The organism is Flavobacterium sp. (genome assembly GCF_003525665.1).
GTDB lineage: Bacteria > Bacteroidota > Bacteroidia > Flavobacteriales > Flavobacteriaceae > Flavobacterium.
Window position 1 is genome coordinate 15,793 of record NZ_DQDX01000138.1, and the last position, 12,432, is coordinate 28,224.

Genomic DNA, 12,432 nt, shown 5'->3' on the forward strand with positions numbered 1-12,432 from the left:
AGAATAAAAGGATGAAATATTTTGGCATATATTTATTTGAAAAAATTTAAAGAAAGTTTCATTCAGGATTATGTAAATGATTTTGTGATTTTAGAATAAAACCATTAAAGTTTATCCAAAATTGTATTTATCGCTCCAAAAATAAATGCACTTCCCAAATCTTTAGTACCACTCGGATTGAAAGAATCAATACGTTGTCCTTCAAATCCATACATAGAAAATGATTTGGTATTACTCATTCTATAACTTTTGCCAAGAACATAATAATTATCGTTTAAATTGGTAATCGGATTGTAAAGCGAAAGGTTCCCTTTTTTAGAAAGCCAGTTGTTTATACCCAGATTAATCTGAAACGAAACAGGCTTAACATTCACCGATGCTAAACTTGGCAAAAATCTGTAATTAGTAGTGTTGTTTTGTCCGAAACTTACAATACACACGAATAAGAACGAAATAACAATTAATTTTCTCATGTGTTTAAATTTTATTTTTTAGCAGTAACATCTGGTATCGCTTTTTTTATTGGTGTTTGCTTACGCAAACTTTTAGTTATTTGCGATTCATAAGTCTAAAAATAAACCCTTACAAAAGGCATTAAAGCATCGCCATAAACATTTTTATCTTCATTAAATAAAACGTTATATCGTACACCAAAAGTGAAATTTTCCTGACGATAACCAGCACCTAAAAACAATCCAGTGTTCCAAAATTTATCTGAAAAATTCTCTGATTCATAATTTACATTTACACGTAATTGCTCTAATTCAACCGATAATTGTATTTCAGGAATTGGATTAACTAAACCAATTAAACTTCCTCCATATTGACTAGACGAATAAAAATCTCTTTGTTTTAAATAACTGTATTGCAGTCCAGCTCCAAAAGCTAAATACTCATTAACATTATAAATTGCACTTGGCGCAACAGCAATATTGGTAAATCCATTTCCAAAACCTAATCCTAATCCGCCGCCAAATTGCACGCGACTCCAAAAATCACTTTTTGCATTGTTTTCTGGCATTTGTTGTGCCGAAATAGTAAAACTCAAACCGATAAAAAATAGAAATGTTAATCTTTTTGTTAAATTCTGTAAAGTATTCTTTTCCATGCTTCTATATATAGTTAATTAGCGACATAAAAGTAGTAAAAACATTGAAAGATTGTTATAATTATTTTACTTTTGCATAAATTTTTTTAACACAACGAATATTTTATCTAAATTATGGATAGGTTTTCCTTTTTAAACGCAGCACACACCGAGTTTTTCGCGCAAACATACGATCAATATCTACTTAATCCAGATTCTGTTGAACCTAGTTGGAGAGCTTTCTTTCAAGGTTTCGATTTTGGAATGACAACATACAACGAAGAGAATGTTGGGCAACAGTTGGCAAATTATGCAACTGAAAATCAAGATTGTTCCGTAGTTTCAGATAAAATTCAAAAAGAGTTCAATGTTCTTAAACTAATTGATGGTTACAGAACACGTGGTCACCTTTTTACTGAAACCAATCCGGTTCGTGAAAGAAGGACTTATGAGCCAAATCTAGATATAACTAATTTTGGGTTATCAGATGCCGATTTAAATACGGTTTTTGATGCTGCTAAAGTTATTGGACAGCAACCTCAAACATTAAAAGAAATCATAACGCATCTCAAAAATGTGTACTGCCAACATATTGGTATTGAGTACATGTACATGAGGAAGCCAGAAGTAATTCAGTGGATTCAAGACAGAATCAACATCAACGATAATCTTCCAAATTTCAATCCAGAACAAAAGAAACACATTCTTGGAAAATTAAACGAAGCGGTTTCTTTCGAGAATTTCCTACATACTAAATATGTCGGTCAAAAACGTTTTTCACTTGAAGGTGGAGAAAGTATCATTCCTGCTTTAGATGCATTAATTGAAGCTGCTGCCGAAAAAGGAGTAGAGCATTTCGTTATGGGAATGGCTCACAGAGGAAGATTGAATATCCTAGCAAATATCTTCGGAAAAGCTACACAAGACATCTTCTCAGAATTTGACGGAAAAGATTACGATAAAGAATATTTTGATGGTGACGTAAAATACCATTTAGGTTTAACTTCTGAAAGAAAAACCAAATCGGGTAAAAAAATAAATATCAATTTAGCGCCAAATCCTTCGCATCTTGAAACAGTTGGAGCTGTTATTGAAGGAATTACTCGTGCTAAACAAGATAAATATTTCCCAGACGATTTCTCTAAAGTATTGCCAATTGCCGTTCACGGCGACGCAGCAGTTGCTGGACAAGGAATTGTTTACGAAATTGTTCAAATGGCACAACTTGACGGTTACAAAACTGGAGGAACAATCCATATTGTAATCAACAACCAAGTTGGATTTACTACTAATTACCAAGATGCACGTTCGTCTGTTTATTGTACTGATGTTGCTAAAGTTACATTATCGCCAGTACTTCACGTAAATTCAGACGATACTGAAGCTGTAGTTCACGCGATGTTATTTGCATTAGATTTCAGAATGCAATTTGGTCGTGATGTATTCATCGATTTATTAGGATATAGAAAATACGGTCATAACGAAGGTGATGAACCGCGTTTTACACAACCAGTTTTATATAAAATTATTGCTCGTCATAAAAATCCAAGAGACATTTATGCAGAGAAATTAATCATCGACGGAATCGTAGATCAAGCCTACATTACCAAAATAGAAAACGAATACAAAGATAAATTAGATGAAAATCTAACGGCTTCTCGTAAAAAAGATTTAACTATCATCACGCCATTTATGCAAGATGAATGGGATGGATTTGTTCAAGTTTCTGACGATGAAATGCTTAAGAAATTCGATACTAAATTCGATAAAAAGAAATTAGATCAAATAGCAACCGAAATTTCAACATTACCAGCAGATAAGAAATTCATCAACAAAATAACGAAAATTGTTACCGATAGAAAAACAATGTATGACAACAATGTTATCGATTGGGGAACAGCAGAAGCATTAGCTTATGGTTCGCTTTTAACAGAAGGTTACGATGTTAGAATTTCAGGTCAAGACGTTGAAAGAGGAACATTCTCGCACCGTCACGCCGTTGTAAAAGTAGAAGATAGCGAAGAAGAAGTAATTCTTTTAAATTCGATTTCAGATAAAAAAGGAAAGTTCAATGTGTTCAATTCTTTCCTTTCAGAATACGGAGTTTTAGGTTTTGATTATGGTTATGCTTTGGCAAATCCGAACGCGTTAACAATTTGGGAAGCTCAATTTGGAGATTTCTCTAATGGTGCACAAATCATGATTGACCAATACATTTCATGTGGTGAAGACAAATGGAACAACCAAAACGGAATTGTTCTATTATTGCCTCACGGATATGAAGGTCAAGGTGCAGAACACTCATCTGCTAGAATGGAACGTTATTTACAACTTTGCGCACGTCACAACATGTACGTTGCCGATTGTACAACGCCAGCCAATTTCTACCACTTGTTGAGAAGACAAATGAAAACGAAATTCCGTAAACCATTAGTAGTATTTTCACCAAAAAGTTTATTGCGTCATCCATTGTGTGTTTCAACGCAAGACGAATTGGCAAATGGTGAATTCCAAGAAACTATCGATGACATTTCTGTAGATAAGAATAAAGTAAAAACACTAGTTTTTGTTACAGGAAAATTCTACTATGATATTCTTGCCGAAAGAGAAAAATTAGAAAGAAATGACGTAGCTTTGGTTCGTATTGAGCAATTATTTCCATTGCCAGTTGAGCAATTAAAAGCAATTATTGCAAGTTATCCAAACGCAGACGATTATGTTTGGGCACAAGAAGAGCCAAAAAATATGGGAGCTTATAGCTTTATGTTAATGAATTTCGATTTAGTAAAATGGAGATTAGCATCATTAAAAGCCTACGCAGCACCAGCAGCAGGAAGTCATACTAGAGATAGAAGACGTCACGCCGATGCAATAAGAATGGTTTTTGATAAAAATTTATTTAGATAAAAAAGTTTATAGTTTATAGTTTGTGGTGCTGCATTAATCGCAAACAAATAACAATAAACAATTAACTACGAACAATAAACTAAAAGAATATGATTTTAGAAATGAAAGTGCCTTCACCAGGCGAATCAATAAAAGAAGTAGAAATCGCAACTTGGTTAGTAAAAGACGGCGATTATGTAGAAAAAGATCAAGCAATTGCTGAAGTAGATTCAGACAAAGCAACACTAGAATTACCAGCAGAAGCAAGCGGAATAATTACGCTAAAAGCAGAAGAAGGTGACGCAGTTGCAGTTGGTGCAGTAGTTTGTTTAATCGATACTGGTGCAGCAAAACCATCAGGTGATGCTCCAGCTCCAGCAAAAGAAGAAGCAAAACCGGTTGCAGAAGCTCCGAAAGTAGAAGCTCCAAAAGCAGCTCCAGTTGCAGAGAAAACTTATGCAACAAGTACGCCATCTCCAGCAGCTAAAAAAATATTAGAAGAAAAAAATATCCAACCAACAGAAGTAGTTGGAACAGGTAAAGGAGGAAGAATTACTAAAGATGATGCTGTAAACGCAACACCATCAATGGGAACTCCAACTGGTGGAAATCGTGGATCAGAAAGAACTAAACTTTCAATGTTACGTCGTAAAGTAGCAGAAAGATTAGTTGCTGCCAAAAACGAAACTGCTATGTTAACTACATTCAATGAAGTTAATATGACACCAATCAACTTAATTCGTAACGAATATAAAGATGCTTTCAAAGCTAAACATAACGGATTAGGATTAGGTTACATGTCGTTTTTTACAAAAGCAGTTACAAGAGCTTTGTCTTTGTTTCCAGATGTAAACTCAATGATTGATGGTGATTTTAAAACATCATATGATTTTTGTGATATTTCAATCGCAGTTTCTGGGCCAAAAGGTTTAATGGTTCCTGTTGTTCGTAATGCAGAAACATTATCTTTCCGTGGAATTGAAGCAGAAATTAAAAGATTAGCTATAAAATCTCGTGACGGACAAATCACTGTTGATGACATGACTGGTGGAACATTCACAATTACAAATGGTGGTGTTTTCGGAAGTATGTTGTCTACACCAATTATCAATCCGCCACAATCAGGAATTTTAGGAATGCACAATATTATTGAGCGTCCAATTGCTGTAAATGGTAAAGTAGAAATTCACCCAATGATGTACGTGGCACTTTCTTATGATCACAGAATTATTGATGGTCGTGAGTCTGTTGGTTTCTTAGTAGCTGTTAAAGAAGCATTAGAAAATCCATTAGAATTATTGATGAATGGCGATGCTAAAAAAGCATTGGAATTGTAAATCAAATTGCGTTAAAATATAAAAGCCGTTTAGAAATATCTAAACGGCTTTTTTTTACTTAATATTGAATATTGAAACTTCCCTTTTGCATATTTATTTCTGTTGGACCTCCATTTTCATATAGCTTGCCATAGAATTTCCCTTGTAGTAAGTTAGAGAAATCATTTTTAATTACATTGATAATAAATCTTTCATCTTCATTGTAATAAAAATAGTAATACTCTCTATCTTCATTATCTACGTAGTACATATTGCCAAATGCATTTTTACCAGTAACTCCTTTTCTAAAAGTAAATACAATTCTTTCAATACTGTTTGTTGCTATTTCTCCTCTTAAAATTAAGCTAGAATACTCACTTGGAGTTCCTTCTCCATAAACTGTTTCTTCTATAGAAACAATGTTAAAAACCTTTGTAGCGCCATTAACCACTACTGTCAATCCTTGAGGCAGCTCTTGAGTTTCATTATCATTTGAGCAAGAAGAAACTGAAAAACTGATTAGTAAAATTAATGCAATTATTTTTTTCATGGTTTTATTTTTTTTCAAATTAACAAAATCATTTTTAGAAAATCATATTGCTTTTTGTTTATTTGTATAAGATATATTTCAATTATGAAAAAAAGTAAAAAGTCAGCCGCAATAGGTTTTATATTCATCACAATGTTAATCGACATCACAGGTTGGGGAATTATAATTCCGGTGATACCTAAGTTGATTAAAGAATTGATTCATGGTGATATTAGTGAAGCTGCTAAAATTGGTGGTTGGTTGACTTTCGCTTATGCAATGACGCAATTTATTTTTGCACCTTTAATTGGAAATCTTAGTGATAAATTTGGAAGACGACCAATTATTCTAATTTCACTTTTTGCCTTTTCATTAGATTATTTATTATTGGCTTTCGCTCCAACCATCACTTGGTTGTTTATTGGTAGAATAATTGCAGGAATTTCTGGTGCAAGTATCACAACAGCTTCTGCTTATATTGCCGATGTAAGTACAAATGAAAACAGAGCCAAAAACTTCGGAATGATTGGCGCAGCTTTCGGACTCGGATTTATAATTGGACCTGTAATTGGCGGACTTCTTGGTCAGTTTGGCTCACGAGTTCCATTTTATGCTGCGGCAGTTTTATGTTTGCTTAATTTTCTTTACGGATATTTCATTTTGCCCGAATCACTTTCTAAAGAAAACAGACGTGAGTTTGACATTAAAAGAGCCAATCCTATTGGAGCTTTTTTAAACTTAAAAAAATACCCAAAGTTAATTGGATTGGTGATTTCGATTTTCTTATTGTATGTGGCTTCGCATGCGGTTCATAGCAATTGGAGTTATTTTACGATGTACAAATTCAATTGGGATGAAAAAATGGTCGGGATTTCTCTTGGAGTAATCGGACTTTTAGTTGGAATTGTTCAAGGTGGATTAATACGAGTTATCAATCCAAAACTAGGAAATGAAAAGAGTATTTATGTTGGAATGGCTTTGTACACAATAGGAATGTTTTTATTTGCAACAGCAACCCAAAGTTGGATGATGTTTGTGTTTTTAATTCCGTATTGCCTTGGTGGAATTGCTGGTCCGGCGATGCAAGCTGTAGTTTCTAGCCAAGTTCCACCCAATGAACAAGGCGAAATTCAAGGAACGCTTTCTAGTTTAATGAGTGCATCGGCAATTATTGGTCCGCCAATGATGAGTACCGTTTTTTACTTTTTCACTCATAAAGAAGCACCTTTTCAATTTGCAGGTGCGCCTTTTGTTTTAGGCGGATTTTTAATGTTTTTAAGTACGATTATTGCCTATTTTTCTTTTAGAAAACGATAATTTAACAAAAGACAATTACAAACTATCCCGAAGCTTCGGGACTGATGCAAGGGAATCTCGTCTTTAGGGACGAGAAGGAAAGGCAGCAGGAAAAAGGATTGCAAAAATGCGCAAGCGATTCGCTTCTACTTCAAATACAAACAATGATTGTAATAATCGATAATTGCTTTTCCATTTAGTAAAATATCGGCGCCAATTATGCCGTGAACTGGTTTGGCTTTATGCTGAATAAGTGCCAAATTTACATGGGTTAAATCGAAAATCACTAAGTGAAATTCGTTGTTTTTCCATTTGCCAAGTTCGAGTTTGTTGTCTTTTGCGAGTTGCGTTTCCATGCCGGTTGCTCCCGCTCCAGAAGCTTTGGTTTTGGATTTTCCAGCTTTTAATTGAAACAAACTGATGCTTTCAAATCCGACACAACTGTTGCTCGCGCCAGTATCGAGAATAAAACTTCCTTTGATTCCGTTGATGCGCGCTTTGATTAAAAGGTGTTGCGTTTTGGATACTTTGAAGCTTATTTTTTTGTATTTTTCTTTTTTAAGAATTTCTTGGAATTTTTTCATTTTGTATTTTGTTTTCTTCTTCGTCGAAAGAACAAAAATAACGAAACTAAAGCGAAAATACGTAGGAAATCACTAATTCAAATTGTAGAAATAGCATTCAGTTGCCTTATTCTTATTTTTTAAATGCCTAAAACTAGAAAATATTATTTCACTACTTTTGCAACTCGAAACTTTCAACTCGCAACCCGAAAATGATTCTGACCGATACACATACTCATTTATATTCATCCCAATTTCAAGACGACCGAAACGAAATGATGCAACGAGCGATTGATGCTGGTGTTTCACGATTTTTTATTCCGTCGATTGATTCTACATACACACAGAAAATGTACGATTTGGAAAGTCAATTTCCAGAAAATGTGTTCTTGATGATGGGATTGCATCCGTGTTACGTGAAAGAAAATTATCTTGAAGAATTGGCACATGTTGAAACGGAATTAGCAAAAAGAAAATTCTACGCGATCGGAGAAATTGGCGTCGATTTATTTTGGGATAAAACTACGTTAGCCATTCAGCAACATGCATTTCAACATCAAATTCAATTAGCCAAAAAGTATAAATTAGGAATAAATATTCATTGTCGTGATGCATTTGATGAAACATTTGAAGTTTTAGAAAGTGAAAAAAGCGAGGATTTATTCGGGATTTTCCATTGTTTTACAGGCGATTTTGCTCAAGCTGAAAAAGCAATTTCATTAGGATTAAAACTCGGAATTGGCGGTGTGGCCACTTTCAAAAACGGAAAAATAGATCAGTTTTTAGATAAAATCGATTTAAAACATATCGTTCTAGAAACCGATTCGCCTTATTTGGCTCCTGTTCCGCATCGTGGTAAGCGAAATGAAAGTAGTTATACGCTTTTAGTTGCTCAAAAATTAGCCGAGATTTATAGTCTTCCAATAGAAGAAATCGCTAAAATTACTACTGAAAATTCTAAAGCTATTTTTGGCATTTAACCATTATATAATAAAAAAGTCATATTTTTTTTGTTCTTTTGTTCCTCTTAAAATAAAAACCAAAATGCAGAAATTTGACGCAATTCGTCCGTTTTACGATACCGAGGTAAATGACGCCATTCGTGCATCAGTAAATCACCCTATGATGAAAGCAATAATGGATTTTACGTTCCCAGATGTTGATGATGAGGTATGGAAAGAACAATTGAGAAGAACCCATTCTATTAGAGATTTTCAGTGCAATTTTATATATCAAGCGGTTCAAAAAGTCTTAGAAAAATCGTCTGAAGGATTGTCTACTTCTGGTTTTGAAAAACTACAAAAAAACACTTCTTATCTTTTTATATCCAACCATAGAGATATCATTTTAGATACTTCATTGTTAAATACTTGTCTTTTTGAACATGGTTTAGTGATGACGGCTTCTGCAATTGGTGACAATTTAGTGAAGCGCGATTTCATGAATACGTTGGCAAAATTAAATAGAAATTTCTTGGTTCAACGTGGTTTATCGCCTCGCGAATTATTGCAAAGTTCGAAGTTAATGGCCGAATATATTGGGCAATTATTACTTCGTGAAAATCGTTCGGTTTGGATAGCACAGCGTGAAGGACGAACTAAAGATGGAAATGACGCCACACATTCGGGAGTTTTAAAAATGCTCGGAATGGGTTCTGACGAGAAAAATTTAATGGATTATTTTAAGAAATTAAAAATCGTTCCAGTTTCTATTTCGTATGAATATGATCCAACCGATGCTTTAAAAATGCCACAATTAATGGCCGAAGCAAAAGCTGAAACGTACGTTAAAGAGAAAAATGAAGATTTTATTACGTTGCTAAGCGGAATTATTGGTCAGAAGAAACACATTCACATTCATGTTGGTGATGTTTTGGATACCGAATTGGATGTAATTGCACAAGAAAACGACAATACCAACAAGCAAGTTCAGGCATTGGCGCAAGCAATTGATGATTCTATTTTGCAATCGTACAAATTGTGGCCAACCAATTACATTGCCTACGATTTATTGAATAAAACCGATAAATACAAAGGGCATTACACCGAAGATGAGAAATCATTATTCGAAAGAAGATTGGAAATGAAAATTGATGTAACCAATGATTTTATGGTAGAAAGTTTGTTGAATATGTATGCCAATCCGGTTGTGAATAAATCCAAATACGAGAATGCAATCTAAACCCAACATACTTTTAATTTATACTGGTGGAACAATTGGTATGATGAAAGACTTTGAAACTGGAGCTTTAAAAGCATTCAATTTCAGTAAGTTATTGCAAAAAATACCAGAATTAAAACAGTTGGATTGTCAAATTGAAACAATTTCTTTCGAAAAACCCATCGATTCATCAAATATGAATCCAGAGAAATGGATGATGATTGCTTCAATAATAGAAGAAAATTATTTGAATTTTGATGGTTTTGTAGTTTTACATGGTTCTGATACTATGTCGTATTCGGCATCGGCATTGAGTTTTATGCTCGAAAATTTAGCGAAACCAGTGGTTTTTACTGGTTCACAATTGCCAATTGGAGATTTACGAACTGATGCTAAAGAGAATTTAATTACGGCGATTCAAATTGCTTCTTTACAACAAAAAGGAAAGTCTGTAATTCATGAAGTTTGCCTTTATTTTGAATACAAATTATACCGTGGCAACCGAACTACAAAAATAAATGCCGAACATTTTAATGCTTTTGCCTCGCCAAATTATACTGATTTGGCTGAATCTGGAGTGCATTTGAAAATAAATTCGACAGCACTTTTACCAAAGCAAACTAAGAAATTTATTGTTCACAGAGAAATGGACGACAATGTTGTTATTGTAAAAATGTTTCCTGGAATTAATGAAAATGTACTTTCGGCGATTATGGCAATTCCAAATTTAAAAGGAATTGTTTTAGAAACTTATGGTTCTGGAAATGCTCCAACCGAAGATTGGTTGCTTCAAATTTTGAAAAAAGCAATTAAAAACGGTTTGTATGTTGTTAACGTAACTCAGTGTTCAGGCGGAAGCGTAAGCATGGGACAATATGAAACGAGTACGATGCTAAAGAAAATCGGAGTGATTTCTGGAAAAGATATTACTACTGAAGCTGCAATTACTAAATTAATGTATTTATTGGGACAAAATGTGGCTCCAAATGTTTTTAAAACCATTTTTGAAACGCCATTACGTGGTGAAATGGTTTAATTATTCCTTTGTTTATTCCTTATTTTTATAGTTATTTGCAGAACAATTAGAGAGGTGTCCGAGTGGTTGAAGGAGCAAGCCTGGAAAGTTTGTATATGGGTAACTGTATCGTGGGTTCGAATCCCATCCTCTCTGCAAAAATGTAAAAAATGCGTTTTCTACAATCAATAGTTTTGTTTTTATTCGGATTGAGTGCTTTTGCTCAAGAGAAAACTATTGATTTTGATGCACCCGATTCACTTTACAGGGAAGATCAATTTTACATCGGATTAACTTACAATAAGTTACAGAATACACCGAAGGATTTAAGTCAAAATAAATTTTCTTCTGGAATATCTGTCGGATTTCTTCGTGATATGCCATTTAATAAATCTAGAACTTGGGCAATTGCTGCTGGTTTGGGATATTCATTAAATATTTTCAATGATAATTTGCTGATAAATCAACCAAGCGTTTCTCCATCTTCTGAAAACATTTATAGTTTTGATGCTGATTTGATTTACAGTAAAAACAAAATGACGTTGCATTACATTGATTTGCCAATTGAGTTAAGATGGCGAACTTCAACACCAGAAAGTCACCGATTTTGGCGCGTTTACACTGGATTTAAATTTAGTTATTTATTTTATGATCAATATAAATTTGTTGGTTCTGGAGAAACAATTAAAGTTACTGGAAACGAGGATTACAACAAATTACAATATGGTGTTTACATCGCAACTGGATGGAATACTTGGAATTTCCATGCCTATTATGGATTAAATCCAATGTTTAAAAATGCCAAAGTTGATGGTCAATCGATTGACATGAAAACCTTCAATCTTGGTTTGATGTTTTACATTCTATAGCCAAAAATACCACGAAGCTAATTGCGGTACAATTCCAATTACTATTCCAATAATTAATTCTGTAATTGTATGTGCTTTCATGTAAAGTCTTGAACTTGCGACCAAACCAATAAGTAAAAAAAGCATTGCAATGGTGTAAATGATATTCAATTGATTGTGAATGCTTAATCCCACAATAAAGAAAGTCAAAGCACACAAACCAATCATGTGAATGCTGGCTTTTATTTTTGCAAATAGTAAAACAAAAGCTAGAAAAGTACTTAACAATCCTGCAAGAAAGAAGAAGTAAAGTTCGGGTAATCTATCGATGGTTACGGTTTCTCTAATTAAAATTACGGTTAAAGCCATTTGTAAAAGGAGCGGCATTTTTCGTTGTTGCGTGTCAGAAAGCATTATGGTATCTACTTTTCCAAAGGTTCTTAGCAAATAGAAAAACGACATTGGTAGAAAAAAAGTGATGATGATTACTTGAAGAACCAATAGGTAATTTTGTGGCGCAGTTAAATAATTTTCACTAAATAGTAAATAAAGCAACGTTCCAATAAGTGGAATGAAAATAGGGTGCAAGAGGTACGAAAAAAAAGGAAGTGCTTTTTTCAAAGGAATTATTTTTTACACAAATATAGTTGTTTTCAAACTTTAATTTTACAAAAGACAAAACCTAATTAGCCCTGATAGCAATGAAAATCCTTTTTTAACTCCGACAGAGTT

Annotated in this window: 12 protein-coding genes and 1 tRNA gene; 8 read left to right on the forward strand and 5 right to left on the reverse strand. The window is 33.7% G+C overall.

Annotated elements, in window-relative coordinates; translation table 11 throughout:
- Positions 1 to 104 precede the first annotated feature (104 nt).
- Positions 105 to 473 (reverse strand): hypothetical protein, encoded by a 369-nt coding sequence (locus DIU01_RS09755; protein WP_290833928.1) that lies wholly within the window; start codon positions 471 to 473, stop codon positions 105 to 107.
- Between the two features lie 95 nt (positions 474 to 568).
- On the reverse strand, positions 569 to 1,108 hold the full coding sequence (locus DIU01_RS09760) for a hypothetical protein (RefSeq protein WP_290833929.1): 540 nt from the start codon (positions 1,106 to 1,108) through the stop codon (positions 569 to 571).
- Between the two features lie 114 nt (positions 1,109 to 1,222).
- On the opposite strand from DIU01_RS09760, the gene DIU01_RS09765 reads away from it, so the two are divergent.
- Both DIU01_RS09765 and odhB read left to right on the forward strand, forming a co-directional pair.
- On the forward strand, positions 1,223 to 3,994 hold the full coding sequence (locus DIU01_RS09765; RefSeq protein WP_290833930.1) for a 2-oxoglutarate dehydrogenase E1 component: 2,772 nt from the start codon (positions 1,223 to 1,225) through the stop codon (positions 3,992 to 3,994).
- 89 nt (positions 3,995 to 4,083) lie between these two features.
- Positions 4,084 to 5,310 (forward strand): 2-oxoglutarate dehydrogenase complex dihydrolipoyllysine-residue succinyltransferase, encoded by a 1,227-nt coding sequence (gene odhB / locus DIU01_RS09770; RefSeq protein WP_290833931.1) that lies wholly within the window; start codon positions 4,084 to 4,086, stop codon positions 5,308 to 5,310.
- Between the two features lie 58 nt (positions 5,311 to 5,368).
- On the opposite strand, the gene DIU01_RS09775 is transcribed toward odhB, so the two are convergent.
- Complete coding sequence (locus tag DIU01_RS09775) at positions 5,369 to 5,839, reverse strand: hypothetical protein (protein WP_290833932.1); 471 nt, start codon at positions 5,837 to 5,839, stop codon at positions 5,369 to 5,371.
- An 84-nt stretch (positions 5,840 to 5,923) separates the two neighbouring features.
- On the opposite strand from DIU01_RS09775, the gene DIU01_RS09780 reads away from it, so the two are divergent.
- The gene (locus DIU01_RS09780; RefSeq protein WP_290833934.1) at positions 5,924 to 7,135 is read left to right on the forward strand and encodes a TCR/Tet family MFS transporter; all 1,212 of its coding nucleotides are present in this window, start codon (positions 5,924 to 5,926) and stop codon (positions 7,133 to 7,135) included.
- Positions 7,136 to 7,260: 125 nt separating this feature from the next.
- On the opposite strand, the gene DIU01_RS09785 is transcribed toward DIU01_RS09780, so the two are convergent.
- Positions 7,261 to 7,698, reverse strand: a complete 438-nt coding sequence (locus DIU01_RS09785) for a retropepsin-like aspartic protease (protein WP_290833936.1) — start codon at positions 7,696 to 7,698, stop codon at positions 7,261 to 7,263.
- A gap of 191 nt (positions 7,699 to 7,889) precedes the next feature.
- Here DIU01_RS09785 and DIU01_RS09790 point away from each other — a divergent pair, with 191 nt between their 5' ends.
- From DIU01_RS09790 to DIU01_RS09810, 5 genes are all read left to right on the forward strand, one after another.
- Entirely contained in the window at positions 7,890 to 8,657 is a 768-nt protein-coding gene (locus DIU01_RS09790) for a TatD family hydrolase (protein WP_290833938.1), read from the forward strand.
- Positions 8,658 to 8,721: 64 nt separating this feature from the next.
- A complete protein-coding gene (locus DIU01_RS09795; RefSeq protein ID WP_290833944.1) occupies positions 8,722 to 9,858 on the forward strand; it encodes a 1-acyl-sn-glycerol-3-phosphate acyltransferase in 1,137 nt (378 codons plus the stop codon).
- On the forward strand, positions 9,848 to 10,873 hold the full coding sequence (locus tag DIU01_RS09800) for an asparaginase (RefSeq protein ID WP_290833946.1): 1,026 nt from the start codon (positions 9,848 to 9,850) through the stop codon (positions 10,871 to 10,873). The genes DIU01_RS09795 and DIU01_RS09800 overlap by 11 nt, the downstream gene beginning before the upstream one ends.
- A gap of 48 nt (positions 10,874 to 10,921) precedes the next feature.
- A tRNA-Ser gene (locus DIU01_RS09805) sits at positions 10,922 to 11,008 on the forward strand.
- Positions 11,009 to 11,022: 14 nt separating this feature from the next.
- On the forward strand, positions 11,023 to 11,721 hold the full coding sequence (locus tag DIU01_RS09810; protein ID WP_290833948.1) for a porin family protein: 699 nt from the start codon (positions 11,023 to 11,025) through the stop codon (positions 11,719 to 11,721).
- Here the strand turns inward: DIU01_RS09810 and DIU01_RS09815 are convergent.
- Positions 11,716 to 12,321, reverse strand: coding sequence for a hypothetical protein (locus tag DIU01_RS09815; RefSeq protein ID WP_290833950.1), 606 nt, complete (start codon positions 12,319 to 12,321; stop codon positions 11,716 to 11,718). The two genes, DIU01_RS09810 and DIU01_RS09815, sit on opposite strands and share 6 nt — an antisense overlap.
- Positions 12,322 to 12,432: the final 111 nt, after the last annotated feature.